This is a genomic window from Qipengyuania aestuarii, from assembly GCF_019711535.1.
GTDB classification, from domain to species: Bacteria; Pseudomonadota; Alphaproteobacteria; order Sphingomonadales; family Sphingomonadaceae; genus Qipengyuania; species Qipengyuania aestuarii.
On record NZ_JAIGNP010000001.1, the window covers coordinates 177,895 to 202,715 of the forward strand.

Annotated in this window: 25 protein-coding genes and 1 tRNA gene; 4 read left to right on the plus strand and 22 right to left on the minus strand. The window is 59.8% G+C overall.

Annotation, left to right across the window (positions count from 1 at the left end; genetic code table 11):
* Positions 1–34: 34 nt before the first annotated feature.
* The 8 genes from ribH to K3175_RS00940 form a co-directional block, all read right to left on the minus strand.
* On the minus strand, positions 35–463 hold the full coding sequence (gene ribH / locus K3175_RS00905; protein WP_221541498.1) for a 6,7-dimethyl-8-ribityllumazine synthase: 429 nt from the start codon (positions 461–463) through the stop codon (positions 35–37).
* Positions 464–468: 5 nt separating this feature from the next.
* The gene (gene ribB, locus K3175_RS00910) at positions 469–1,707 is read right to left on the minus strand and encodes a 3,4-dihydroxy-2-butanone-4-phosphate synthase (RefSeq protein ID WP_221541499.1); all 1,239 of its coding nucleotides are present in this window, start codon (positions 1,705–1,707) and stop codon (positions 469–471) included.
* A 114-nt stretch (positions 1,708–1,821) separates the two neighbouring features.
* Positions 1,822–1,897: transfer RNA gene (locus K3175_RS00915), tRNA-Lys, on the minus strand.
* 170 nt (positions 1,898–2,067) lie between these two features.
* Positions 2,068–3,189 (minus strand): rod shape-determining protein RodA, encoded by a 1,122-nt coding sequence (rodA, locus tag K3175_RS00920; protein WP_221541500.1) that lies wholly within the window; start codon positions 3,187–3,189, stop codon positions 2,068–2,070.
* A complete protein-coding gene (mrdA, locus tag K3175_RS00925) occupies positions 3,186–5,267 on the minus strand; it encodes a penicillin-binding protein 2 (RefSeq protein ID WP_221542304.1) in 2,082 nt (693 codons plus the stop codon). The genes rodA and mrdA overlap by 4 nt, the downstream gene beginning before the upstream one ends.
* Positions 5,267–5,818, minus strand: coding sequence for a rod shape-determining protein MreD (locus tag K3175_RS00930; RefSeq protein WP_221541501.1), 552 nt, complete (start codon positions 5,816–5,818; stop codon positions 5,267–5,269). The genes mrdA and K3175_RS00930 overlap by 1 nt, the downstream gene beginning before the upstream one ends.
* On the minus strand, positions 5,818–6,708 hold the full coding sequence (locus K3175_RS00935; RefSeq protein ID WP_221541502.1) for a rod shape-determining protein MreC: 891 nt from the start codon (positions 6,706–6,708) through the stop codon (positions 5,818–5,820). Before K3175_RS00935 ends, K3175_RS00930 begins: the two co-directional genes overlap by 1 nt.
* 13 nt (positions 6,709–6,721) lie before the next feature.
* Complete coding sequence (locus K3175_RS00940; protein ID WP_221541503.1) at positions 6,722–7,765, minus strand: rod shape-determining protein; 1,044 nt, start codon at positions 7,763–7,765, stop codon at positions 6,722–6,724.
* A gap of 196 nt (positions 7,766–7,961) precedes the next feature.
* Between K3175_RS00940 and mutL the strand changes: the two genes are divergently transcribed.
* Entirely contained in the window at positions 7,962–9,764 is a 1,803-nt protein-coding gene (gene mutL / locus K3175_RS00945; RefSeq protein ID WP_221541504.1) for a DNA mismatch repair endonuclease MutL, read from the plus strand.
* Positions 9,764–10,258 (plus strand): hypothetical protein, encoded by a 495-nt coding sequence (locus tag K3175_RS00950; RefSeq protein ID WP_221541505.1) that lies wholly within the window; start codon positions 9,764–9,766, stop codon positions 10,256–10,258. The genes mutL and K3175_RS00950 overlap by 1 nt, the downstream gene beginning before the upstream one ends.
* Before the next feature lies 1 nt (position 10,259).
* On the opposite strand, the gene K3175_RS00955 is transcribed toward K3175_RS00950, so the two are convergent.
* From K3175_RS00955 to K3175_RS01020, 14 genes are all read right to left on the minus strand, one after another.
* The gene (locus K3175_RS00955; protein ID WP_221541506.1) at positions 10,260–10,718 is read right to left on the minus strand and encodes a MaoC family dehydratase; all 459 of its coding nucleotides are present in this window, start codon (positions 10,716–10,718) and stop codon (positions 10,260–10,262) included.
* Between the two features lie 15 nt (positions 10,719–10,733).
* The gene (locus tag K3175_RS00960) at positions 10,734–11,474 is read right to left on the minus strand and encodes a glutaredoxin family protein (RefSeq protein ID WP_221541507.1); all 741 of its coding nucleotides are present in this window, start codon (positions 11,472–11,474) and stop codon (positions 10,734–10,736) included.
* A 136-nt stretch (positions 11,475–11,610) separates the two neighbouring features.
* Positions 11,611–12,426, minus strand: coding sequence for a DUF1206 domain-containing protein (locus K3175_RS00965; protein ID WP_221541508.1), 816 nt, complete (start codon positions 12,424–12,426; stop codon positions 11,611–11,613).
* A 64-nt stretch (positions 12,427–12,490) separates the two neighbouring features.
* On the minus strand, positions 12,491–14,050 hold the full coding sequence (locus K3175_RS00970; RefSeq protein WP_221541509.1) for an alkaline phosphatase D family protein: 1,560 nt from the start codon (positions 14,048–14,050) through the stop codon (positions 12,491–12,493).
* A 52-nt stretch (positions 14,051–14,102) separates the two neighbouring features.
* A complete protein-coding gene (gene ychF, locus K3175_RS00975; RefSeq protein ID WP_221541510.1) occupies positions 14,103–15,203 on the minus strand; it encodes a redox-regulated ATPase YchF in 1,101 nt (366 codons plus the stop codon).
* Between the two features lie 65 nt (positions 15,204–15,268).
* Positions 15,269–16,267: an SDR family oxidoreductase gene (locus K3175_RS00980; RefSeq protein WP_221541511.1), complete on the minus strand. Its 999-nt coding sequence runs from the start codon at positions 16,265–16,267 to the stop codon at positions 15,269–15,271.
* Positions 16,268–16,301: 34 nt separating this feature from the next.
* Positions 16,302–16,871, minus strand: a complete 570-nt coding sequence (pth, locus tag K3175_RS00985) for an aminoacyl-tRNA hydrolase (RefSeq protein WP_221541512.1) — start codon at positions 16,869–16,871, stop codon at positions 16,302–16,304.
* Between the two features lie 59 nt (positions 16,872–16,930).
* Positions 16,931–18,301: a beta-1,3-glucanase family protein gene (locus K3175_RS00990; RefSeq protein ID WP_221541513.1), complete on the minus strand. Its 1,371-nt coding sequence runs from the start codon at positions 18,299–18,301 to the stop codon at positions 16,931–16,933.
* A gap of 165 nt (positions 18,302–18,466) precedes the next feature.
* Positions 18,467–19,150: a 50S ribosomal protein L25/general stress protein Ctc gene (locus K3175_RS00995; protein ID WP_221541514.1), complete on the minus strand. Its 684-nt coding sequence runs from the start codon at positions 19,148–19,150 to the stop codon at positions 18,467–18,469.
* Positions 19,151–19,304: 154 nt separating this feature from the next.
* Positions 19,305–20,219 carry a TraB/GumN family protein gene (locus tag K3175_RS01000; RefSeq protein ID WP_221541515.1) on the minus strand — a complete coding sequence of 305 codons (915 nt, stop codon included), beginning with the start codon at positions 20,217–20,219 and terminating at the stop codon, positions 19,305–19,307.
* A gap of 78 nt (positions 20,220–20,297) precedes the next feature.
* The gene (locus K3175_RS01005) at positions 20,298–20,495 is read right to left on the minus strand and encodes a helix-turn-helix transcriptional regulator (RefSeq protein ID WP_221541516.1); all 198 of its coding nucleotides are present in this window, start codon (positions 20,493–20,495) and stop codon (positions 20,298–20,300) included.
* Positions 20,492–20,878 carry a hypothetical protein gene (locus tag K3175_RS01010; protein WP_221541517.1) on the minus strand — a complete coding sequence of 129 codons (387 nt, stop codon included), beginning with the start codon at positions 20,876–20,878 and terminating at the stop codon, positions 20,492–20,494. Before K3175_RS01010 ends, K3175_RS01005 begins: the two co-directional genes overlap by 4 nt.
* Complete coding sequence (locus tag K3175_RS01015; protein ID WP_221541518.1) at positions 20,875–21,144, minus strand: hypothetical protein; 270 nt, start codon at positions 21,142–21,144, stop codon at positions 20,875–20,877. Before K3175_RS01015 ends, K3175_RS01010 begins: the two co-directional genes overlap by 4 nt.
* Before the next feature lie 67 nt (positions 21,145–21,211).
* Entirely contained in the window at positions 21,212–21,538 is a 327-nt protein-coding gene (locus K3175_RS01020; RefSeq protein ID WP_221541519.1) for a UrcA family protein, read from the minus strand.
* A 194-nt stretch (positions 21,539–21,732) separates the two neighbouring features.
* Here K3175_RS01020 and K3175_RS01025 point away from each other — a divergent pair, with 194 nt between their 5' ends.
* The gene (locus K3175_RS01025) at positions 21,733–22,632 is read left to right on the plus strand and encodes a glycine--tRNA ligase subunit alpha (RefSeq protein WP_221541520.1); all 900 of its coding nucleotides are present in this window, start codon (positions 21,733–21,735) and stop codon (positions 22,630–22,632) included.
* The gene (gene glyS, locus K3175_RS01030; RefSeq protein ID WP_247710609.1) at positions 22,599–24,794 is read left to right on the plus strand and encodes a glycine--tRNA ligase subunit beta; all 2,196 of its coding nucleotides are present in this window, start codon (positions 22,599–22,601) and stop codon (positions 24,792–24,794) included. Before K3175_RS01025 ends, glyS begins: the two co-directional genes overlap by 34 nt.
* The last annotated feature ends 27 nt before the right edge of the window (positions 24,795–24,821 follow it).

A 24,821-nucleotide genomic window follows, 5' to 3' on the forward strand; every position in this document is an offset into this window, starting at 1 on the left:
GCGAGGCGAGCCGGACTACCGGCTCGCCGCCATTTCAGGATGCGGCCGCGAACCGCATCTGGAGATCCAGAAGGGCGAGGGCGGCCTTGGCGGCTTCTCCGCCCTTGTTCTTTTGCGCCGGATCGGCGCGCACAAGAGCCTGGTCGGAATTCTCGACCGTCAGTATCCCGTTGCCGATCGCAATTCCATCCATCGTCAGGGCCATGATGGCGCGGGCGCTTTCTCCGGCCACGATTTCGAAATGATAGGTTTCGCCGCGGATTACGACGCCGATGGCCACGAAACCGTCATATCGGCCGGTTTCGGCAGCCAGAGCAATTGCCCCGGGTATCTCGAGAGCACCTGGCACCGTGAGAACTTCGACGGAATGGCTCGCTGCCTCGAGGGCCGCCTTGGCACCGGAGATGAGCATGTCGTTGAAGTCTTCATAGAAGCGCGCTTCAACGATGAGAAAATTCGCCATTCAGGTCACTCCGGAATGGAAAGATGGTCGACGATTTCGAGGCCATAGCCTGCGATCGCCACGACATTGGGTTGTGAATTACTAAGCAGGATCATGTCTTCCACGCCCAGATCGGCCAGGATTTGCGAGCCTATGCCCACGTTTCTTTCCGCTTCGCTCTGCGAATATCCGGCAGCAGGCTGGCCTGCGATGACCACGATCACCCCAGCGCCATGCTCTCCCATGACCTGCATAGCCCGCTGCAGGGTCCGTTTGCGGGGGCCCGGTTTGCCAAGCACGTCATCGAAGACGGAAATTGGATGCACCCGCGTCAGCGTGGGTTTGCCCTCGACGACCTCGCCCTTCTGCAAGGCATAGCTTTCGCTGCCATCGAGCTTGTTGCGATAGGTAAGCATCCGCCAAGTGCCGCCATAGTCGGACTCGAAGGATTCTTCTCCGGTCCGCTCGACGAGATGATCATAGCGCATCCGGTATTCGATCAGGTCACGGATGGTGCCAATCTTCATGTCGTGCTTGCGCGCGAAGGTGACGAGGTCATCCAGTCGCGCCATCGTGCCATCGTCCTTCATGATCTCGCAGATCACACCGGACGGGTTGAGTCCGGCAAGGCGTGAGATGTCGACGGCGGCTTCTGTATGGCCGGCGCGCACCAAGACACCGCCATCACGGGCGGTCAACGGAAAGACATGACCTGGCGAGACAATGTCGTCCGGGCCCTTAGTCGGGTCGATCGCAACGGAAACAGTGCGCGACCGGTCGGCGGCGCTGATCCCGGTGGTGACGCCTGTCTTGGCCTCGATAGAGGTCGTGAACGCCGTCTGCATGCTTTCGCGATTGTCGCGGCTCATGGGCTCAAGACCGAGCGCCTTTACTCGCTTGCTGTCCAGCGACAGGCAGATGAGGCCGCGGCCATGCGTGGCCATGAAATTGATCGCATTGGGTGTGGCCATTTGAGCCGGAATGACAAGATCGCCTTCGTTCTCGCGATCCTCGTCATCGACCAGGATAAACATTCGGCCATTACGCGCTTCGTCGATAATTTCCTCGGCCCCGACGATGACAGGAGTTTCGTCGTTCGCTTCCAGAAAGCGTTCTAGTTTGGCGAGTGTATCGGTGGTCGGGTTCCAGCTTTCGTCGGTACAATCGCGGAGCGTATTTGCATGGAGACCCGCACCGCGTGCGAGCCCCGCGCGTGTCATCAAGCCATTGCCTATGATCGCGCGAACTTTTTCAATCGTGTTCATGCGAGCGCGCTATCACATCGAAATGTGACCATCAATATCCATTCACATTAAATGTGAATCGAGATAACTCGGCTGTTCAGGGCATGGCCGCAGATAACTGGAGATCGGGAAAAATGGTGGACGCACTAGGGCTCGAACCTAGGACCCGCTGATTAAGAGTCAGCTGCTCTACCAACTGAGCTATGCGTCCACACTCACGGTCAATCTTCCGTGTTGTGCCTGATGTTGCAGGCAGCCCCTGTCGGGGAGGCGCTCATATAGCGGCTGTTTCGCGCATGAAAAGCCCTAATCGCAGTTTTTGCAAATTTCCCGACCGTGCTGACCACTGACGAGTGTTTGCGCTCTCAAAACAGCTCGCGATCAACTCACGATCAGACCAGTGCGCGGCGCCTTCCGGTTCCAGCGATGGATCATCATCAGCACACCGATACAGATCATGTTCGTCATCATGGAGCTGCCACCATGGCTGATGAAGGGAAGGGGTATTCCGACCACGGGTGCAAAGCCCATGACCATCAGCAGATTGATTGCAATGAAGAAGAAGATCGTCGCGGTCATTCCCGCAGCAAGAAGTTTCGAGAAGCGGTCATTTGCTTCCTTGGCCACTTTCAAGCCCCAGAAGAGGATCGTGCCGAAGCAGACGATGACGAAAATTCCGCCCGCGAATCCCCATTCTTCTGCCATTGTGGCAAAGACGAAATCGGTATGAGGTTCGGGCAGGTAGTTGAGGTGACTCTGCGAGCCTTCATTGAAGCCCTTCCCGAAAAGTCCTCCGGATCCGATCGCAATCTTCGATTGGGTGATCTGGTATCCATCACCAAGGGGATCATTCTCGGGGTCGAGAAAGGTCAGGACGCGCTTCTGCTGATACGGTTGCAAGCCGACGAAAAACGCCACCGGCGCCATCGCAACTGCAGCGGCTCCAGCTACCAAAAACCAGCGAAGGGGCAGGCCGGCGAGGAACATCACTACGAAACCGCCAAAACCGATGGCCAGAGAGGTGCCCAAATCCGGTTGCAAGAGGACGAAGGCGATCGGCAGAAGAATAATCATTCCTGCGGGTATCAACGCCCGCCACGTGGGCACCATGCCGATCGGAAGTCCCCCGTAATAATGGGCAAGGGCCATCACCGCAGCCGGCTTCATCAGTTCGGATGGCTGGATACGGATCGGCCCGACTTCCAGCCACCGCTGGCTGCCGCCACCCACCTGACCCACAATTTCCACCGCCATGAGGAGGAGGAGAATTGCGATATACGCGGGATAAGTGAGCAGGCTAACCGTTGGCTTGTTAAACCGGGAAATCACCACCGCCATGACGAAAAAGATCGCGAACCTGATGAGGTGCGATTCGGCATAGCGATCAAAGTTTCCCGCTGCCGCCGATGTCAGCACAAGCGCGCCGAAGCCGATCAACCCGAACAGCGGGAAGAGCATCATCCATGGCTGCCGCGCGACGGGCGCGGGTATTATTCCACTCATTCGGTCCCTCCGGACGGCACTTCGTCCGAAGAGACAGGAGGGCGCGAGCCTTCATTACGCGATGGCGTTGATGTCTGTGCGCGTTCCTCGGAGCGCATCTGAGCGAGGCGAGCCTCGGCATCGACCTGATCGAATATCTGCTCGGTCCGCTGGGGTACCGGTTCGACCACCTCTCCGGCAGCGGCGGCATAGGCGCGATATTTCTGATCGAGCCGTTGCTGCGCTGTGCCGCCCCATTGTTCCTCGAGAGGACGCAAGGCTTCCATGCCTTTTTCCGGGTCGAAGAGGAATGTCATCACATCGCGCGCAATAGGATAGGCGGAACCCGATCCGCCGCCATGTTCGATTACAACCGCGCCCGCGTATTTCGGTTTGTCGAAGGGTGCGAAGAAAACGAACAGGCCATGATCGCGGTACTTCCAAGGCCCGGTCTTGCCGTTCGACACGCTGAGCGAAACGACCTGCGCAGTACCGGTCTTGCCGGCCATCTGAATGTTGTCGATCGGCAGGCGGGCGCGGCCGGCGGTGCCCGGTCCATTGACGACGTCGCTCATGGCTTTGCGGACGTAATTGATTTCGTCAGAGCTGAAATCGAAATGCTCGAATTGCTTGCGCGGATCGTCCATCCGTAGATGGGGCACCACTTCGTATCCGGTGGCGAGACGCGCGCTCATCACCGCAAGCTGCAGCGGGTTGACGAGATAATAGCCCTGTCCGATCGAGGCGTTGACAGTGTCGTATGGTTGCCAGGCCTGATCGTATTTCTTCTGTTTCCAGGCGGGATCGGGGACGGTGCCGTAGAATTGGCTGGTTACGGGCAGGTCGAACTCTTCGCCAAGCCCCATCTTGTGCGCCCATTTGGCCACTTGGTCGAAACCAACCTGCTGAGCGAAGTGATAGAAATAGCTGTCGCACGATTGGTAGATGGCTTTCGCCATGTCGACCCGGCCGTGGTTGCTCCAGCAATTGAAGAAGCGGTTGCCAATCCGGCGGCCTCCGCCGCAAATGATCGCCTCTTCAGGCTTCACCCCAGCGTCGAGGAAGGCCATGCAGTGCATCGGCTTCACAGTCGAACCGGGAGGATAGAGGCCTTTCAGAACCTTGTTACGAAGCGGCACACGCTCATCGTCGCGGAGCATGGAATATTCGACACGGCCGATCCCGGCAGAAAAACTGTTCGGATCGAAGCTTGGCATCGACGACATGCACAGGATGTCGCCATTCTCCACATCCATCACCACGCAGGATCCGCTTTCCAGACCAATGCGGCGGGCTGCATAGTCCTGCAGTGGACCGTCGATCGTCAGCCTGACGGGGGCACCCTGCTTGTCTTCCCGCGTCTCAAGATCTCTCACGATCCGCCCGGAAGCCGTAACTTCTACGCGGCGCGCTCCGGGCTCGCCCTGAAGTTCCTTTTCGAACTCCTTTTCAAGGGCATCCTTGCCGATCTTATATCCCGGTGTGATCAGAATCGGGTCGGGATTCTCCTCGTAATCTTCTGCTGAGGCCGGACCGACATAGCCGATCAAATGGCCGACGCTGGGCCCGGTTGGATAGAACCGCGAAAAGCCGCGCTGCGGAACGACGCCTGGCAAATCCGGAAGGCGCACACTGATGGCAGCGAATTGTTCGTAATCGAGACCGGTGGCGACTTCCACAGGCTGGAAACCGCGCGCCTCGTCGATCTTTTTCCCGACATCGGCAAGGTTGTTGTCCGACAGCCCGAGGATCGACCCCAATTCGCCGAGGGTCCTTTCAGAATCGGACATCCGGTCGGGAATGACGTCGACCCGGAAATCGGCGCGGTTGGAGGCGAGGGGGGCTCCGTTACGGTCGAGAAGCCAGCCTCGGCGAGGGGGGATCAGCGACAGATTGACGCGATTGCTTTCGGATTCGAGCACCCACCGCTCGTTCTCGGCAATCGCAATATATCCCATTCGCCCGGCGAGGATTGTGCCGATGCCGCCCATTCCGGCACCGATCACGAATGTGCGCCGATCAAATGCGTTGTCGAGCGTGGTCTTGCTGACCAGATCGCGCGGCTTCTTGCCGTATTTCTTTCGACCGAACAGACCCATCAGACCCTCTTCCAGCGCCACAGGCGCCACAGGTCGAGACGGGCTACGATGCGAGACATAATGGGAAAGATAAGAATGGTAATCACGACTTGTGGCACGATTGCGATCAGCGAATGGAAATTGGGCGAGGCTCCCGACAGCAACCAACCCGTCAGGAGGTAGGTAAACCCTAACACACCTGCTGTTAACCAATCCTGCCAAAATGCACGCCAAGGCAATCTCATTTCGAGCGCCTCGATCGCCAGCATGGCCAGCGACCACGTCAGGATAGCGAAGCCAAACGGTTGGCCGTTGAAGAGGTCATCAAATATGCCGAGGGGGATGCCGGCCCAGACAGGGAGCAGGCCCGGACGCATCAGTCGCCACGCAAGAAGCATGAGAAATCCGAATGGGGGCACCACGGGGAGGGCAGCGGCGACGAAGAAAATCGGCAACAGACTGCCGATCATGATGGAAATCCACGGAACGACGTTGGCCACGACAACCGAATGCGAGCGATTCAGCCGGCTCCCATATGCATCGCTACGTGCTCGCGGATCGATCCGCTCCATTATTCGCCAAGCTCTTCTTCGATTGGCGTTCGAGCCCCGACCGCAGCTTCCGGCTCAAAAATTTCTTCGACGGAAACGTAGTCGGTGGCTGCCGGATCGCTGACAATGCGAGCAAGTGCCCCATCATCGGTCAGTTCGGTAACGATGGCCACGGCAGTGCCGGGCGCATAATAGCCGCCGGCTCCGCTCGTCACGAACATGTCGTTTTTCTTGAGCGGATTGATGCCAAGATTGATGAGCTTGATACGCAACAGGCTGTCACCGCGACCTTCCGCGAAGGCGACCGTTTCATCGCCTGCACGGCGGACGGGAAGGACGCTTTCGCTGTCGGTCAGCAGCAAAACGCGCGAGGACGCCCGGCCGGTCTCGAGGATCCGTCCGACAACTCCGCGTGCGCTACGCACCGGCATGCCGACACGAACGCCGTCGTCAGTGCCCGCGCCCAGATAGGCAAACCGCCTTGTGCTGGAGGACGAGGAACCGACAAGGCGCGCAACGGCGACAGGGCGGCGCTCTTCGTCATGCAGGTCGAGCAAACCCTTCAGGCGGACGTTTTCCTGCCTGAGCGCTTCAGCTTCCTGCAAGCGGATACGGGCCAATTCGACCTCGCGCTTGAGCTCCGCATTTTTCGAACCGGCACGATAATATCCGCTGACGGAGTCCCAGAGCGATTTCGAACCGGTTCGCGCGGCAGCGACGGTCTCAGTCGCGGGGGAGGCAGCATCCTGCGCCACCCCGCGTGGTCCGCCGAACAGGTGGGGCTGAAAGAAGGATATGCCAAGCAGCACGGCGCCGATCAGTGCGCCGATGCCTGCCACGATGTAGCCGGTAAAAAGATTGTACTGCGCCCGCTTGGAAAAACCGGAGCGCCGTTGATTGCTCGGCGCCATCGCCGCTTCCCCCTTAAGCGGTCATCAAAACGCCGCGATATACCGGATCTTCCATGGCCCGGCCAGTGCCGAGCGCAACGCAGGACAGCGGATCTTCCGCAATCGTCACGGGCAGACCGGTCTCTTCGCGCAGGTATTCGTCGAGACCGCCGATAAGTGCACCGCCTCCGGTCAGCACGATGCCCTGATCGACAATATCGGCTGCGAGTTCGGGTGCGGTGTTCTCGAGGGCGATACGCACGCCTTCGATAATAGCACCGATCGGTTCGGACAGCGCTTCGGCAATATGGCCCTGATTGATCGTGATTTCCTTCGGAACGCCATTCACCAGATCGCGGCCCTTGATCGTGATCTGCTCGCCAGTGCCGTCTTCGGGCTGACGGGCGACGCCGTAATCCTTTTTGATGCGTTCTGCCGTGCTGTCACCGATCAGCAGATTGTGGTGTCGTCGCACGTAGCTGACGATGGCTTCGTCCATCTTGTCGCCGCCAGTGCGGACCGAAGTGGTGTAGGCGAGACCGCGCAGCGAAAGCACGGCGACTTCGGTCGTTCCGCCGCCGATGTCGACCACCATCGAGCCGACCGGCTCGGTCACCGGCATATCCGCGCCGATGGCGGCGGCCATGGGTTCGAGAATGAGATAGACCTGGCTGGCACCGGCGTTGGACGCGGCATCGCGAATCGCGCGGCGTTCGACGGAGGTCGAACCCGACGGTACGCAGATCGTGATCTCGGGGTAGCGCATCATGCTGCGGCGCCCGTTTACCTTCTTGATGAAGTGCTTGATCATTTCCTCGGCCACATCGAGATCGGCGATCACGCCGTCGCGAAGTGGGCGGATGGCTTCGATGGAATCGGGCGTCTTGCCCATCATCATCTTGGCATCGTCACCCACGGCCTTTACACGCTTCTGGCCATTGATGAACTCGAGCGCGACCACGCTCGGTTCATTCAGGACGATGCCCTGATCCTGTACGTAAACCAACGTGTTGGCGGTGCCGAGGTCGATCGCCATGTTCTGCACGCCGAATTTGAAGATGTTGTTCCAGAAGCCCATTTTTGTTCGATTTTCCGTGTGATTTGAATCTCAGTCGGCGGTTAAGGGGTGCCGCGCGCTTCGACCCGGGAGGAAACGGTGGCGGTGCCTTAGCGATATTACGCACGGAAAGCCAAAAATTTCCGTAAGGTCTTCGGGGGATACGCACACCTCTTGTCTCGGAATCACAGCGCTTCGTCGCTACCATGGGTGGTCCATGCCTGAAATACGCCGTCTGCCCGATACTCTGGTTAACCGCATCGCCGCTGGCGAGGTGGTCGAGCGCCCTTCTTCCGCGCTCAAGGAACTGGTCGAAAACGCTATCGATGCGGGGGCCTCCCGCATTGCCATAAAACTGGTGGATGGCGGGCTGACCAGCCTGGAAGTGACCGACGACGGCTGCGGAATGTCGCCCGATCAAATGGCACTCGCACTGGAACGCCATGCTACGTCCAAGCTTCCCGACGATGCAATCGAACAGGTCGAGACCCTTGGTTTCCGCGGCGAGGCTCTACCGAGCATCGCCAGCGTATCGCGTTTCACGCTCGAAAGCCGGCCCAAGAACGTGGCGGATGGATGGAAGCGGGTCATTGATCATGGCGAGATGATCGCGGAAGGCCCTGCTGCGCTGCCGCCCGGAACACGGGTCAGAGTCGAAAACCTGTTTGGCAAGATACCGGCCCGGCGCAAATTCCTACGCACGCCGCGCAGCGAATATGCCGCCTCGATTGACGTGGTGAAGCGTCTCGCCATGGCCCGGCCCGATGTGGCGTTCACTCTCGACCACGGCGATCGGCGAATTCTCGGCCTGCAGAGCGGCGAAGGGCTGACTAACCGCGTAGCCCAAGTGATTGCGCGCGAATTGCGTGAGAACGGAGTCGCTATCGATCTCGATCGCGGCACGATGCGGCTGACGGGTATTGCCGGTCTGCCGACCTTCAACCGCGGGATTGCAGATCATCAGTATCTTTTCGTCAACGGGCGGCCAGTCAAGGACCGGCTCCTGACAGGCGCGGTACGCGGCGCCTATTCCGATATGCTGGCGCGCGACAGGCATGCCGTGCTGGCGCTGTTTCTCGATCTGCCGCCGGAGGAAGTTGATGTGAATGTCCATCCGGCCAAGACCGAAGTGCGTTTCCGCGATTCGCAGGCTGTGCGCGGCTTCATCGTATCCGGTCTCCGCAATGCACTGGCGAGCGTTGACAAGCGCAGTGCCCAGTCTCCTGACGCCGCGGCAATGTCCCGCTGGCAGGCCGAACCCGTCCGCGACGAACCGGCACCGGCGCTCCGTTCGATATTCGAGGGTCGCGACTGGTCCGCGCCGCAGTCCCGGGTTTCCGAGCCTGCACAGGGCTGGCGAGGGGCGGAGGCCGATGTCATGGCGGCCCCGCAGGGGCGCGCCGAGATGGCGACCGAAAGTACGGAAGAAAAGAAGGACTTTCCCCTGGGCATCGCGCGCGGGCAGGTCGCGAACACCTATATCGTGGCCGAGGCGGCCGATGGACTGGTCCTTGTCGACCAACATGCGGCGCACGAACGCCTCGTCCTGGAAAGGCTCAAGGCGGCCGGTGCGGAAGATGCGGTCGCGCGCAGTCAGGCGCTGCTGATCCCGGAGGTTGTGGAGCTTGAGGAAACCAGCTGCGACAGGCTGGAAGACGCGGCAGATGCGTTGGCCAAGCACGGCCTTGCGATAGAGCGCTTCGGACCGTCCGCCATTCTGGTTCGCAGCCTTCCGCACGCCATTGCCCGGACCAATCCAGAGAAATTGCTGCGGGACATCGATGACGATCTGGCTCTCAATGGCGAGGCGCTGCATCTCGGCGAAAAGCTCGATCTCGTGCTGGCGACGATGGCGTGCCACGGCTCGGTCAGGGCAGGGCGGACCTTGCGCGTGGACGAGATGAATGCCTTGCTGCGCGAAATGGAACGCACCCCTCGATCGGGGCAGTGCAACCATGGACGCCCCACGTGGGTTAAGCTGTCGATGGACGATGTGGAAAAGCTTTTCGGGAGACACTGATGCGTTGGATTATAGCTCTCGCGCCTCTGGCTCTGGCTGCTTGCGGTGAACAAAGCGCCGAAGAAAAGGAAGCCGAACGCAAGGCCGCCGTCGCGGAGGTCGAAGCCAATCAAAAGCCGCCGACAGAACAGCTGACGCTGGATCCGATCCGCTATCCGGAAATCGAGAAATACGACCTATTCGGTGCTGGATGCAGCTTTACGCCCGATGGGCAGGGGCTTGGCACGGTCGTCCTGGCGAACCCGGACAAGGGGTATTTCATTCGCGATGGCGAGCTGCAGGCGCTGGCCGCCGACATGGGCAGTGCCGAATTGCCTTATCTCGCCCGGCGCAAATACGACGGGCTTGCCTATTCCTTCACGCTTGATCTTGATGATGGAAGCGGCGAGCAGAGCGGGTACGAGACGACCGATTATCGCGGGAGATTGGCTATTCGCGATGGCGCGGACAACATTCTTTATCGTGCCGAGGGTCTAGTTCAATGCGGTGCCTGATCTAGTCTTCGCCTTCAGGAGAGCGCGTCCTGATCAAAGCATTGGACACCATTTCCAGCACGATTTCATCGTTCTGATTGAAGGTGCGCACTCTGCTTTTGAAGATTCCCATTTCGGGGCGTGAAGCGCTTCGGCGTTTTTCCATAAGCTCGGTTTCGCAGCGGAGCGTGTCTCCCGGAAAAACCGGCTTCTTCCAGCGCAATTGATCGATACCGGGCGATCCGAGACCGGCGGATGGATTGTCCGCCATGTCGTCGACCATCATCCGCATGGTCATGGAACAGGTATGCCATCCGCTGGCCGAGAGCCTGCCGAAATGGGTCTCGGCTGCCGCGGCATCATCAAGGTGGAAGGGCTGCGGGTCGTATTTCGTTGCGAAGTCCATCACCTCTTCGCGCGAAACTTCATACTGGCCGAACTTGCGAACCGTGCCGATGCGGAGATCTTCGTAAAATATCATCCGCTTGTTGTTCAATCAAACGAGCGGTCTTGCAAGCATCCAAAGCCCCATCCCGATCATTGCGAGATTTTCACTCAAAGATACGAAGCCGAGCGGGACATTACCGCTTCCCCCGACGCAGGCACATTTGATTGACCGTTTCTGGATGTAAACTGCGTAGAAGACACTGGCCGCTCCGACCGTGCCGATGAAAAGGGCGATCGGAATCGACAGCCACGGCAGGATCCGCCCAGCCATCAGGACCGCCGCTGCCGCTTCCAGGAAGGGATATGCATAGGCGTAGGGGACGAAGCGTTTGCCCAAGAGATCATAGCCCACGAACATGGTGGAAAACTGCTCCACATCCTGCAGCTTGAGCATGGCCAGCATTGCCATTGAAAACGCGACAAACCATTCCGCGGCGCGGATCGTCAGCGGCGTTTCATATACAAACAGGCTGAGCGGAACCGCCAGTGCCGCAGCGACCGCAAATACAGCAATCACCGGCGTATAGCTGGTATCGCTCTTGGTCTCTTTATCATATCCGAAATGCTTCCGCAGATCGGTGTAGCCACCCAGCATTTCGCCATCAATGAATGTCTGGGGCGTGGTCTTCACATCGTGCTTGGCTTTGAAGGCGTCGGTTTCTTCGCGTGTGGTGAGGTGATGATCCTCCACCTCAAATCCCTCACGTTCCAGCAGCCACTTCGATTTTATGCCGTAGGGGCAGACATGCTTGTCCATGACCATGCGGTAGAGGCGGGCGGTTTTCTTCATTGTGGACATCGCCTCCATGTTTGGGCGCGTATAGGTTTTTCAAGTTTCGTGCAGGAAATCGCCTTTGGCTTTGGAATCAAAACGGCCAGGCCGCTCGGTGTGAGCTGGCCTGGCCGATCCGGTTGTCATCTGACGATCAGGCGCGGAACTTAGGCACACCGGCGCTGCTGTCGAGCTCCGGAATGATGCGATACCGTGCGAGTACCAGGCTGAAAAGACCGAAGAGCATCAGGCCGATGGCGGTGAGCGTGAAGACGAAGCCTTCGCCGGCAAGGCTCGATACAGCATCGCCCAAGGTTTTGATCTGCTCGGCACCGCCCGACATGAAGCCAGCCTTGAAGAGCGACCATCCGATCACGGTATAGACCACGGCACGGGCAAGGTATCCTGCACCGCCAAGCCAGCGGGTAGCCGACGGGGCCCTGCCGCTGATGCGGTTCATGAATTCACCCGAAATGCCTTTCTTCGCCTGGAAGATTGCCGCCACGAAAAGCGCAATTCCGAGAAGGCCCAGGACAACACCGCCGAATTCCATGGAAAGGACGCCCGATGCAGCTTCTTGTGCACCGCCGCCCGAACCACCGGATCCGCCGCTCGAACCGCTGCTGCTCGCGAATTTATATGCGGAATAAGCGAGCGCTAGATGGGCGATCCCGCTACCGGCATGGCCGATGCGCTTGGCCCAGCCCTTGCTGTCGGATCCGTTGTTTTCGATATCGAACACCGGCGAACAAAAACGGAAGAGGGCGTAGGCGATCAACCCGATCACCATGATCCACAAGATTGCAGTTCCCGCAGGATAATCCTTGATCGCACGGAAGATACCGTTCGTACCCTCCTGAATCTTGCTGGCGCTGGTCAGCGCGATCAGGCCAAGAACGAAATACAGGATGGCGCGGCTGAAATATCCAACACGCACCAGCCAATTAAACTTTTCTGATTTATCTACCACGGATAACTCCCCTTGTTTGCACCCCTAACGGCAGGGGAGGGGGAGCGTTCCGCGAGCCAGGAAATCAGGCGATGGTCAGATTGGCGGGACCCGCCTCGATCACTGCACTGGCGCGTTTGGTCAGGATACCGTCACGGGTGCTCACCTTGTCGAGCACCATGAAGTCCGTCCGCCATTCATTCTGCGTGACTTCGCAAAGCCCAAAGCCGCGCTGATCGTTGATGAATTGCAATTGCGGGTTCTTCGCCAGAACGCGCTCGCTGCCGCTGCGCTGATCCTGTCCGTCGCCGCCGCTCGATACCGAAGTGATGACACATTCGGCTGCCACAGGTTTGTCATCGGACATCAGAAGGCCGGCATAGTTCTGATGTTCGTCCCCGGTCAGGACGACTGCATTGGAAACTTTCCCGAGGCGGCTCATCATCCGGCGGCGAGGAGCGTCATAACCGGCCCAGCTGTCCAGATTATAGGCCAGTTCGGGCTGATCCTCATACACGCTGCGGTTGAGCGGCATCATCATGACCTGCTGGGCAATGCCGGTCCATCGAGTGTCGCCGCGCTTCAGGCTGGAATCGAGCCAGCGTTCCTGCGCTTCGCCGAGCACTTGCGCATCCTTGTCGAACACGCCCTCGCACGGGGTCACGCCCCAGCGATCGCCGCATGGCTGGTCGCTGCGGAAGCTGCGCGTGTCGAGCACATTAATCGCCGCCAAATTGCCAAATGTTAGGCGGCGATTGGCAGAAATGATGCCGGCATTTGGAAGCATCGAGCGGCGGACCGGCATGTTTTCATACCATACCTGCATCGCAGCCTGGCGGCGCAGGGCAAACACTTCGGCCGGAACGCTGTCGTCCTGGGAGAAATTCTGCACCCAGTTGTTCTGGATTTCGTGATCATCGAAGGTCGGCACGAAAGCGTGGACCGACCGAGCGGCCTGAAGGTCAAGGTCGAGGAGATATTGCGCGTAGTGCTGGCGGTAGTCGTCGAGAGAATAAACCTCGCGCAGGCGATGCTCACGGGTTTTCGGCACGGGCAGGCGCTCTGGACCATACTGATAATCATAGGCATATTCGTAGATGAAGTCGCCGTAATGATAGACGAAAGCCAGATCGTCCTGTTTCGCGATCTCGCGGAAAGCGGTGAAATATCCGCTTTCGTAGTGTTGGCAGCCGCTCACGCCGAACTTCAGCTTCTCGATGCTGGCACCTGCTGCCGGCAAGGTACGTGCGCGGCCTGCGAGCGAGCGATCGCTGCCGATGTAAAACCGATACCAATAAGGGCGGTCCGGTTTCAGCCCCTCCACCTCGACATGGACACTGTGGCCCAGTTCCGGCCGGGCAAGAGTTTCGCCCTTGGCTGCCACGGTTCGAAAACCGCTATCTTCGGCAATTTCCCACTGGACGGGCAATGCCGAAGTGGAAACTCCAGAATGCCTTTCGAATGGCTCCGGCGCGATCCGCGTCCAGATTACGAAGCCGTCTGCTGCCGGATCTCCGGCCGCGACACCCAGCTTGAACGGATAATCGCGGAACCAGCTTTGCGCGCGCAGGATCGCGGGCGCGGCAAGCGTGCTCGCCGCAATCCCGGCCGCAGTGGATTGGATAAGCTTTCGGCGGGTGAGCATGGTCTTTACAATTCCGGTGGTAACGTCGCGCTAGCCCGCGCTCGCGGTCAGGTCAGACGTTGAACTTGAACATCAGAACGTCGCCGTCCTGAACGAGATATTCCTTGCCTTCCTGGCGCAGCTTGCCCGCTTCACGCGCGCCGCTTTCGCCGTTCAGCGCGACATAGTCATCGAAGGCAATTGTTTCAGCACGAATAAACCCGCGTTCGAAATCGGTATGAATTTCGCCAGCTGCCTGCGGTGCCTTGGCGCCTTCCGGGAAGGTCCAGGCGCGCGCTTCCTTGGGGCCGGCGGTGAAGAAGGTGTTGAGGCCCAGTAGCCGGTAGCCAGCCTTAATCACGCGCGACAGGCCGCTTTCCTGGAGACCGAGTTCCGCGAGATATTCCGCGCGGTCTTCCGTCTCCATGCCGACAAGCTCGCTCTCGATAGCGGCGGACACGACTACGGCCTGCGCGCCCTCGGCCTTGGCTTTTTCGAAGACGAGATCGGACAGGGCGTTGCCCTTGGCCGCGTCTTCTTCGCCGACATTGCAGACATAGAGGACGGGCTTGGCCGTGATGAGCTGCGCCTGCCGCAGGACCCGGGCCTCTTCCTCATCGTTGGGCTGGGTCAGCCGGGCTGGCTTGCCATCGCGCAGCAGGTCGAGCGCCTGGCCGAGAACGCTGGCAGTGATCTTGGCTTCCTTGTCGCCGGCGGTCGCCCGCTTCTGGGCGTTGGGGACACGCTTTTCGAGGCTTTCCAGATCCGAAAGCATCAGCTCGGTCTCGACAACTTCGGCATCGGCGATCGGATCGACCTTGTTTGAGACATGCTGGATATCGTCGTCTTCGAAACAGCGCAGCACGTGGACGATCGCGTCCACTTCGCGAATGTTGCCGAGGAACTGATTGCCGAGACCTTCGCCCTGGCTGGCACCTTTCACGAGGCCCGCGATGTCGACAAACGCCAGCTGCGTGGGGATGATCTTGGCCGACCCGGCAATGGCGGCGATCTTGTCCAGTCGCTCGTCAGGAACGGACACCTGGCCGACGTTCGGCTCGATCGTGCAGAACGGATAGTTCGCCGCCTGCGCTGCCTGCGTTTCGGTCAAAGCATTGAAAAGGGTAGACTTGCCGACATTCGGCAGGCCGACGATCCCGCAACGGAAACCCATCGATTACTCCGGAAATAATGTGCTTGGCGCGCCCTTAGCGCCGCCTTGCGCCAATTGCCAGCGTATCAAACCTGATGAACGGCTTTGATCAACGGTCCATAGCCGCTCTGGCCGAGCCAATCGACCTGCGTCTTGGCAGAAACTTCGTTGATGGCGGTCTGCGGAATGCTGCCCCCGCTGACAGGGACCCGCAAGGGACGAGTACCGGGCGGCATTCCCAGAACCTTGGCCATGGCGCGTGGCACATCCATTGGCTCGGCACTGCGCCCGGACCCATCTTCCTCGCCCATGCGCGCGACGACATCCGGATAGCCGGCGAGATGTATCTGCTCTGCCCGGGCCTTCAATTCGGAAGAATAGCGATTGCGGTTCACCCAGACTTCTGTCGGATAACCGCCGGGTTCGATGATGGTGACGCCGATCCCGTGCGGCACGAGCTCGTAGGCAAGCTGTTCGCCCATGGCCTCGACCGCGAATTTCGTGGCGGAATAATGCCCTGAGTAGGGAATGATCACTCGCCCGAGCTGGCTCGAGACATTGATGATATGTCCTTGCCTGCGCGCGCGCATCTCCGGCAGCACGGCACGGGCCATTCGGTGATATCCAAAGACATTGGTGTCGAAGGCGAGGCGGGTGGCCTCCATGTCCTGTACTTCGACAGGCCCGGTAATGCCGATGCCGGCGTTGTTGACCAGGACATCGAGGCCTCTGCCAAGGTCAAGCTGAGCCCCATTTACCGCGTCTTCAATCTCGTAGTCGAGCAGAACGTCCAGCCGCAATACGCGAATGTCCAGCCCGTCATCGGCCGCCAGTTGCTTCAGCTCCTCCGCTTCGGGCCGGGGGGTGTTGCGCATTGTCGCAAACACCGTCGCGCCGAGGCGCGCGAAATATTCCGCGGCCAGACGTCCGAAGCCGGACGAGCAGCCGGTGATCATGATCGCCTTGCCAGACAGATCCGGGGGCGGGGCGCTCACCCTGTCGCTCTGCGCCCGGGTCGCTGTGACGGCGAGGGCACCTGTTGCAGCAGCGCCAGCGAGCAGCGCACGGCGGTCGAGAACGGGCATCGATGATCTCCTTCGGCTGTGTAGCCTTATCAGATCAGGCCTGCATCCTTAAGGCAATGTCGTTCATGAACCGCACGTCGTCACCTTTGGCGAGCCATTCGGCTTCGGCCCCCACCGCCCCGAGCATGCCGACGAGATCATCCATCTCGGCCTTGGCATAATTGCCCAGAACGTGGCCGTTCACACGCTCCTTGCTGCCGGGGTGACCGATGCCAATGCGAACCCGGCGGAATTCAGGACCGAGATGCTGGTTGATCGACCGCAGCCCATTGTGCCCGGCAAGCCCGCCGCCGCGCCGAACCTTGACCTTGAAAGGCGCGAGATCCAGTTCGTCGTGAAAGACGGTGAGGGCTTCGATGTCGAGCTTGTAGAAGCGCATCGCCTCGCCGACCGATTGGCCGCTCTTGTTCATGAAGGTGGCGGGTTTGAGCAGGACGATCTTCTCGGATCCGATCCGGCCTTCCTGCACCCAGCCGGAAAACTTCTTTTGGACCGGACCGAATCCATGAATTTCGGCAATGGCATCGCATACCATGAAGCCGATATTGTGCCGGTGCATCGCATATTGCGGTCCGGGATTTCCGAGGCCAGTCCAGATCTGCATGGCGCGCGCTTTACCGAAGCTGCGCGCACAAGCAAATCCGTGCTGTCATCGGCGACGTCTTACCACCCGATCGCCACCACCAGCTGGCGCGGCGCATCGCATGCAATGAAAGAGGAATAACCGCCCACGTCGTCATAGGGAAAGCCATATGCCTTTCCTGCGATCCCGTGCTCGTGCCAGTAGCGCGCATAGAAGTTGGCCGGACCCTCGCTATAGAACGCGGTATCCGGGGTTTCCTGCCAGAAATTGGCGTTGATCAGCTTGCCGGTGGCCGTGAACGTCCCTGGCTTGTCAGCCACATGTCGGGCGACCGCCGCTTCAAGATCGGGATATTGATTGCTGGCGAATCGCAGGAAAGGCTTCGGCTTCGGCACGATCGCCTCGTTGATGCCGTTGTTCTGCCAGACACGATCGACATAGCTGCGAAAGTAACTGGCATAGGGGCCTTCTTCCGAGAACCCGGCAGCGCCCGGTTCTACTATCCGGTAGGGCCGGAACTTGTTGGCTGTCTGTGCGAATTCGGGATCACTTTCAGCGAGATATTTCCTGAACGTAACCTCGCGGTCTTCGAGGAACGTGCCATAGTCCTCGCCGCGCGCCACATCGGTACCGCCGTCGCAGCGCAGCCGCAGAGCGGTTTTCAGTCCAAAGGCATCGACGCGCGTGCTGTTGCCGTTGAAGCGATAGGTGCCGCCGTCATCGTTCCGGGCGATGTGCATTTCGATGAAATCGAAATATCTGCCGTCGCCGGTTTTCGCCTCGGCGCGATCCTTGGCGAGATAGAAATACATCCGCGCCGAATAGACTTCGCTCATGTCGTATGTCGGTGCCTCGGCGAAGCTCTTGAGAAGATCGATATCCTTGCCGTTCGCCAGCCTGCCCTTCAAATTCCAGAACAATTCGCTGTCAGCGTATTTGCCGTTGCTGCGATTGACGAATGAGAAGGTCATGACGTTTCTGGCAGCAGGCAGAGCGGCGACGTCGCCCCAGAAATCGGCGGGAGGAGCGCCGGTCTCATCCTGCCATATTTTCAGCGAGACTTCCTGGCTCGCTTTGGTCCCGGATGGTGTCGTCACCCGGACGCTGTATTTCGTGCCATCGTCCGAAGCGCTGGCCGTTCCGGTGAGATATTGCGCCTGCGTCGCTCCGGCGATGTCCTGTCCGTTTTTACGCCACTGGAAAGCGGTCGCTCCGTCGACATCGACGTAGAAAAGGGCGTGCTGTCCGACGGTAACTGTTTGATCGGCGAGGCCGGCAAATTCACCCGTTCCTCCGACAGGTGGCGGGGTTGGCGAAGGGCTGGGGGAAACGGGCGGGGCGCCTGCATTCGGCGGCGATGGACTAGCATCTCCGCCTCCGCATCCCACAAGAAGAACGGAGAGCAGAAGGCCTGCCGATGCGTTGAAATACGATTTATTCTTGGCGACCATCTTTACGACCCTTGCGCTTTATTTGCACATTTGATCCGTGGTTTGCCGCAATTGCATCAATTTTCAATATCGATTTGGCGTTAGCACCTAATTAACCGTGTCAGAAACAAGAACGCCGGCCTCTTTCGAGACCGGCGCCTTGGTGATCTGGTGAGAAAAAGGAGCTTATTCGCTCTTTTCTTCCTGTTCCTCGGCAGCATCGTCGTCCGGACCCTGTTCGGTCGCGGCGGTTTCGCCCGGTTCCATATCGGCACCGGTCTGCTCATCTTCGCTCTTCTTGAGCGCCGACGGAGCGACGAGGGTTGCGATGGTGAAGTCGCGATCGGTGATGGCGCTTTCTGCACCGGCCGGAAGCGTAACTTCGCTGATGTGAATCGAATCGCCGACTTCCTTGCCGGTGACATCGATTTCGATTTCGCCGGGGATCTTGTCGTTGTCGCAGACCAGTTCCAGCTCGTGACGGACCACGTTCAGAACGCCGCCCTTCTTGAGGCCCGGGCTGGCTTCTTCATTGGTGAAGACCACCGGAACCTGGACTTCGATCTTGCCGCCCTTGGCAAGACGGAAGAAGTCGACATGCTCGGGACGGTCCTTGACCGGGTGAAGCGACACGTCCTTGGGAATTGTCTTCACCTTCTTGCCATTCAGTTCGATCTCGACGATCGAGTTCATGAAGTGGCCGGTGTCGAGCTGCTTGAGCAGCTCCTTCAATTCCACGTGGATCATCGTGGGTTCTTCCTTGCCGCCATAGATCACGGCGGGGACACGGCCTTCGCGACGCAGTGCACGGGAGGCTCCCTTGCCAGCCCGTTCGCGCGTCTCGGCCGGAAGTGTCAGAGCATCGCTCATGTCGCTTACCTTTCGAATGCGTTTGATATATTCGGTCCGCCACGCCTCCAGGGATGACCATGACGCCGAAGCGCGCGCCTATAGCGTGGGTGACAGGAAAAGCAAGCGGCAAGCCAGCCCGATCGAGCGGGATGGCCTGCCGGCTTCTCTGGCCTTACTGGACGCGCGTGACTTCGATATCGCGCGAACGAAGGTAATCCTGCACACTCTTTTGTCCGGCAAGATGACCCGCGCCGACCGCGACGAATACCGCGCCCGGCTGATCGAGCCGCTCGTCGATCCATTCCGCCCAACGCTCGTTGCGATTGTAGAGCAGCGCAGCAGCGACCGCGGCGTCGGTCATCGTGCGATTCATGATTTCAGCCAGGCCGTCGGCATCGCCTTCAAGCCATTCGGCGACCATTTCGTCCATCATCGCGACCATGCCGTCCATATCGCGGGCGAGAGCCATGAGGAATTCCGTCTGGCTATCGACGGGCAGAGTGTCGAAGAAATCGATCTGCTGGCCCACGGTCTCCAGCGCAGCGCGCCGGGCGGTCTTGGCAGCGGCCGCTTCGACGACCTTCTCCACGCCGCTTTCCGGATCGTAACCCTTCTGTACCAGCGGGAGGACCGAAAGAGTCATCCCGGCAAACCAGGGTTCGAAACGGTCGAATGCCTGCGGCGGCAGGCCCACCTTGCCGAGCGCGGTTTCATAGACGGCGCGATCTTCGTCGGACAGCATGGCGCGCAGGGTCTGGCCTTCGGGCAGCATGGCCTTCTGCATGATGGCACCCTGAAGCGCGGGATCGCTCATCGCATCTGCGGGAATTTCCGTAACCAGCGTGTCAGCGCTTTCGAGAGCGGCAGCGATGTCTTCATCATACCATTCCACATCGGTGGGCAGGACATGAACGGTGCCGAACAGATAGATGGTGGTGTCTTCGTCGGCGACCTTCCACAGGGCGGGGCCGGAAGACGGCACAGACGCGGTGGCCGTCACGGTCTCGGTGTCCTGAGCGCCGGCCGTGGCGCAGCCGCCAAGGGCCAGGGCGATGCCGGTGCATGAAGCAAGTAGGAAGCGTTTCATAAAATGTTCTCTTACGTCGGGTTGGGTTTGCCAAAGGTTGGCATGAGATGCGTCAGCGGCGACGATGAGCTCGGCTATCTAGTCTTCACCATCATCGAAAATGTCCTCGATAGCCATGTCGAATAGCCGCGCAATGCGAAAGGCGAGTGGAAGAGAAGGATCGTGCTTGCCGGTCTCGATAGCGTTCACGGCTTGCCGCGAGACGTCGAGACGACTCCCCAGTTCGGCCTGGCTCCAGTCACGCTCGGCGCGCAGGACCTTGAGGCGGTTCTTCAATGTCGGCCTCCGATCATTTTGATCGTAACGGTCGCGAGATAGGCCGTGACGCTTAGAAGCGCAGGCAAGCGGGCGTCGCTGAAATCGAAAGTGTCTAAGGCAGACAGCAGTGCATTGAACGCGAGCCAGAAGACGGTGGTAGCGAAGCCGGCAGCAGTGCCGGCGTGCCATATCGCCAGCGTGTATTCGTCCCGGTTGCGATGAATAAACATGATAATGGCCGCACTTACGATCAGGCCAGCGGCAAGCCCGCTCAGAAAGTCGGGGAGCGGCCAGATGTAACCGAGCCACAGGAGAGCGACCGATGCACCGATAACGAGATGGCTCACAAAGAACCTGTCGGCACCGGATTTCTTCGAGATGGCCGGTTTGTTGGTGTTCATAATGCTATTCCGGAAGGATGTTTCAAAGCAGCGCTAGTTCCGGTTTGCCAGATCGTAGCGATGTACTCAGCGTCGTTCCGCGCGGCGAATATCACCAGGATCGCCAAGAACATTGAGATGAAAGCAACGACGAAAATTGGATGGGATAGCAAGTCGGCAAACAACGACCCGATCCCGGTGGTCACCAACGAGACGAAGGCGATCAAACTCGCGACATTGTGGCGGCGGACCGCTTTTTCGCGCTTGGTCAGAGGTCGTTCCTTCATGATCTAATCCGCTTGTGTCGGGAGGGTGCCGGAGCGCCTCTTGGGGAGAGCGCCCCGACAAAATGGTTCAGCCCTGGTTGTCGATACCATTGCTGGCGAGGCGTTCCGTGCGGGCCTTGCCGATTGCGATCTCGATTTCGCTTGTGGCCGCTTCGCGAAGATCCGCGCGGCAATCCGCTTCGGCCCGCATCATATCAAGAGTCCTGCCACCGAGACGGCAGGCCTTGCGAATTTCTCGGTCGATACGGCCTTCAAGGCGGGACTGACCAGCTGCCGATGCAAGGTTGAGATCGGCAGTCTTCACCGTGATGGAGGTGAAGTCTTCGGTATGGGCAGCTGCAGGAGTAGCAACGATTGCAAGGGCAGCGGCGACGAGTGCGAAAGTCTTGTTCATGTCAAATCTCCAGCTTGGATGTAGGGTCCAGTTGGTTAGGTCAACCTTCCTTTGTGTCAGGTTGTGCTGACTTTATGTCTTGATTCGCTGACTATGTCAACACAACCTGACAAAAAGTTTTGATGACCTGTCATTCGCACCATATGCGCGGTGCGCCATTGACGGTTTTTTATGCATCGGCCATTGCGCCGCGCATGGACCGTAATCCGCAAAAATCCTTCCAGGACATGATCCTTGCGCTCCACGATTTCTGGAGCGCGAACGGGTGCCTCATCCTGCAGCCCTATGACATGCGTATGGGCGCGGGCACCTTCCACACCGCCACCACGCTCCGCGCGCTGGGGCCCGAGCCGTGGAACGCGGCCTTCGTGCAGCCCTGCCGCCGCCCGACCGACGGGCGCTATGGCGAGAACCCCAACCGGCTGCAGCACTATTACCAGTATCAGGTGATCCTGAAGCCGAGCCCGCCCGACATCCAGGACCTCTATCTCAAGAGCCTGTCGGTCATCGGCATCGATCCGCTGAAGCACGACATCCGCTTCGTGGAAGACGACTGGGAAAGCCCGACGCTCGGCGCCTGGGGGCTGGGCTGGGAGGTCTGGTGCGACGGCATGGAAGTCACCCAGTTCACCTATTTCCAGCAGATGGGCGGCTTCGACTGCAAGCCGGTCGCAGGCGAACTGACGTACGGTCTCGAACGCCTGGCGATGTATATCCAGGGCGTCGACAGCGTTTACGATCTCGCCTTCAACGACCGCGGCGTGTCCTATGGCGAGGTGTTCCTCGAAAACGAGAAACAGATGTCGAAATGGAATTTCGAGGTCGCCGAGACCGACGCCCTGTTCGATCTGTTCAACAAGGCCGAGGCCGAATGCAAGAACGCGCTGGCGCATAATGTCCCCATCGCTGCGTATGAACAGGCGGTCGAGGCGAGCCACATCTTCAACCTCCTCCAGGCGCGCGGCGTGATCAGCGTGCAGGAACGCGCCAGTTACATGGGCCGCGTCCGCGATCTCGCGCGCGGATCGTGCGAAGCGCATATGGAAAAGGAAGCGCCCGCATGGGCCGAGAAATATCCGGAGTGGTCGAAATGAGCGGGTCCGACTTTCTCCTCGAACTGCGCAGCGAAGAAATCCCCGCCCGTATGCAGGCAGGCGCGCGCGCCGAACTCGAAAAGCTGTTCCGCCGCGAGATGGACGCGGCAGGCGTCACCACGGGCGAGATCACCGTCTGGTCCACCCCGCGTCGTCTCGCGCTGATCGCGCGCGACCTCCCGCAAGCCACCGAGGCGGTCAGCGAGGAGCTGAAGGGCCCGCCCGTCGGCGCTCCCGATCAGGCGCTCGAGGGATTCTGCCGGAAGGCAGGCGTGGACAAGGCCGATCTCGAGATTCGCGACGTGAAAGGCCGCGAGACCTATTTCGCGGTCAAGAACGTGCCCGGCCGCGCGGCGCGTGACCTGCTGGCCGATGCGATCCCCGCGATCATCCGCGATTTCAGCTGGCCCAAATCGATGCGTTGGGGAGCGGCCTCGATCAGCACCGAGAGCCTTCGCTGGGTGCGCCCGCTGTCGGGCATCGTCGCGCTGCTGGGTGACGATGTGGTCGAATGCGAGGTGCACGGCGTCACCAGCGGAGCGGTCACGCTCGGCCACCGCTTCCACCATTCGGGCGACATTACCGTGGGCAATGCCGATGATTACGCGGTGAAGCTGCGCGCAGCCCATGTCATCGTGGACCACGAGGAACGGCAGGACCTCATCCGTCAGGGGGCGGCCAAGGTCGCTACCGAAGCCGGCCTCAAGCTGGTCGAGGACGAAGGCCTGGTGATCGAGAACGCCGGACTCACCGAATGGCCCGTTCCGCTGCTCGGCCGGTTCGAGGAGGATTTCCTCGAAGTTCCGCCCGAGACGATCCAGCTCACCGCCCGCGTGAACCAAAAGTATTTCGTCTGCGAAGACGAGGCGGGCAAGCTCGCCAATGCCTTCATCTGCACCGCCAATATCGAGGCGGAAGACGGCGGCGCACGGGTGGTCGACGGCAACCGCAAGGTCCTCGCCGCCCGCCTTTCCGACGCGCGCTTCTTCTGGGACGTCGACCGCAAGAAAACGCTCGCCCAGCACACCAAGGGGCTCGAGCGCATCACCTTCCACGAGAAGCTGGGCACGGTCGCCGAGAAGGTCGACCGCGTGGCGAAGCTGGCTGATTGGCTGGTATTCGATGCCAAAGCACCGAACGGCGATCATAAGCTCGCACGGCAGGCCGCTGAACTGAGCAAGGCCGATCTCGTGACAGAAATGGTTGGCGAGTTCCCCGAACTGCAGGGTCTGATGGGCGGTTATTACGCCAAGGCCGAGGGTCTCCCGGTGGAAGTGTCCGAGGCCATTCGCGACCATTACAAACCCGTCGGGGCAAGCGACGAGGTGCCGACTGCGCCGACAACGGTCGCAGTCAGTCTTGCGGACAAGCTCGACAATCTTCTGAGCTTCTTTCGCATCGGCATCCTTCCGACCGGATCGAAGGATCCCTTCGCATTGCGCCGGGCCGCGCTCGGCTATCTGAGGCTTGTTCAGGCGAACGAGCTGAAGCTGGAGCTGGATCAAGTGGTCCACGCCTGGGCCAGCCAGCGGGTAGCAGGCCTGCCAGAGAAACTGGGCGAGTTTCTGTTAGACCGACTTGCGGTGCAGCTGCGCGATGAAGGTGTGCGGCATGACTATATTCAGGCGTCCCGCAGCTGGCAGGGTCGGCCCGACATGAGGGTGGACCGCGTCGAAGCCCGGGCGAGGGCGCTCGCCGCCTTCCTTGGCACCGAAGACGGTGCCAATCTCCTCGCAGGCTACAAGCGCGCCGCCAATATCCTTAAGAAGGAAGACTGGCACGGTGCCGAAGGCGAAATCGCCCGCACCGGCGAGGAAGACCCGCTCGCGCTCGTCGACGATCCCGACATGAAAGCCGTGATCGACGCCAAAATGTCGGAGCGGCATGCGAAAGAACTTTCCTACACGCCCGAACCGGCGGAAAAGGCGCTGATGGATGCTCTTGCCACTGCAGAACCCGCCGCGGCCAAGGCTATCGCAGCGGAAGATTTCTCCGCTGCCATGGCCGCGCTCGCCAGTCTGCGCGCGCCGATCGACCGCTTCTTCGATGAAGTGACGGTAAATGCGGAGGAAGAAAACAAGCGGGCACATCGTTTGGACCTGCTTGCAGCTTTCCGTACTGCAGTGCACAAAGTTGCGGACTTCTCTCGCATCGAGGGATAGCCGATTTCTACCCTAAGACACTGTCAA

Excerpts from the sequence above, each read along its gene's own strand:
- ribH (WP_221541498.1), bottom strand. The coding sequence starts at position 463 with ATGGCGAATTTTCTCATCGTTGAAGCGCGCTTCTATGAAGACTTCAAC.
- ribB (WP_221541499.1), bottom strand. The coding sequence starts at position 1,707 with ATGAACACGATTGAAAAAGTTCGCGCGATCATAGGCAATGGCTTGATG.
- rodA (WP_221541500.1), bottom strand. The coding sequence starts at position 3,189 with ATGAGTGGAATAATACCCGCGCCCGTCGCGCGGCAGCCATGGATGATG.
- mrdA (WP_221542304.1), bottom strand. The coding sequence starts at position 5,267 with ATGGGTCTGTTCGGTCGAAAGAAATACGGCAAGAAGCCGCGCGATCTG.
- K3175_RS00930 (WP_221541501.1), bottom strand. The coding sequence starts at position 5,818 with ATGGAGCGGATCGATCCGCGAGCACGTAGCGATGCATATGGGAGCCGG.
- K3175_RS00935 (WP_221541502.1), bottom strand. The coding sequence starts at position 6,708 with ATGGCGCCGAGCAATCAACGGCGCTCCGGTTTTTCCAAGCGGGCGCAG.
- K3175_RS00940 (WP_221541503.1), bottom strand. The coding sequence starts at position 7,765 with ATGGGCTTCTGGAACAACATCTTCAAATTCGGCGTGCAGAACATGGCG.
- mutL (WP_221541504.1), top strand. The coding sequence starts at position 7,962 with ATGCCTGAAATACGCCGTCTGCCCGATACTCTGGTTAACCGCATCGCC.
- K3175_RS00950 (WP_221541505.1), top strand. The coding sequence starts at position 9,764 with ATGCGTTGGATTATAGCTCTCGCGCCTCTGGCTCTGGCTGCTTGCGGT.
- K3175_RS00955 (WP_221541506.1), bottom strand. The coding sequence starts at position 10,718 with ATGATATTTTACGAAGATCTCCGCATCGGCACGGTTCGCAAGTTCGGC.
- K3175_RS00960 (WP_221541507.1), bottom strand. The coding sequence starts at position 11,474 with ATGAAGAAAACCGCCCGCCTCTACCGCATGGTCATGGACAAGCATGTC.
- K3175_RS00970 (WP_221541509.1), bottom strand. The coding sequence starts at position 14,050 with ATGCTCACCCGCCGAAAGCTTATCCAATCCACTGCGGCCGGGATTGCG.
- ychF (WP_221541510.1), bottom strand. The coding sequence starts at position 15,203 with ATGGGTTTCCGTTGCGGGATCGTCGGCCTGCCGAATGTCGGCAAGTCT.
- K3175_RS00980 (WP_221541511.1), bottom strand. The coding sequence starts at position 16,267 with ATGCCCGTTCTCGACCGCCGTGCGCTGCTCGCTGGCGCTGCTGCAACA.
- pth (WP_221541512.1), bottom strand. The coding sequence starts at position 16,871 with ATGCAGATCTGGACTGGCCTCGGAAATCCCGGACCGCAATATGCGATG.
- K3175_RS00990 (WP_221541513.1), bottom strand. The coding sequence starts at position 18,301 with ATGGTCGCCAAGAATAAATCGTATTTCAACGCATCGGCAGGCCTTCTG.
- K3175_RS00995 (WP_221541514.1), bottom strand. The coding sequence starts at position 19,150 with ATGAGCGATGCTCTGACACTTCCGGCCGAGACGCGCGAACGGGCTGGC.
- K3175_RS01000 (WP_221541515.1), bottom strand. The coding sequence starts at position 20,219 with ATGAAACGCTTCCTACTTGCTTCATGCACCGGCATCGCCCTGGCCCTT.
- K3175_RS01010 (WP_221541517.1), bottom strand. The coding sequence starts at position 20,878 with ATGAACACCAACAAACCGGCCATCTCGAAGAAATCCGGTGCCGACAGG.
- K3175_RS01015 (WP_221541518.1), bottom strand. The coding sequence starts at position 21,144 with ATGAAGGAACGACCTCTGACCAAGCGCGAAAAAGCGGTCCGCCGCCAC.
- K3175_RS01020 (WP_221541519.1), bottom strand. The coding sequence starts at position 21,538 with ATGAACAAGACTTTCGCACTCGTCGCCGCTGCCCTTGCAATCGTTGCT.
- K3175_RS01025 (WP_221541520.1), top strand. The coding sequence starts at position 21,733 with ATGGACCGTAATCCGCAAAAATCCTTCCAGGACATGATCCTTGCGCTC.
- glyS (WP_247710609.1), top strand. The coding sequence starts at position 22,599 with ATGGGCCGAGAAATATCCGGAGTGGTCGAAATGAGCGGGTCCGACTTT.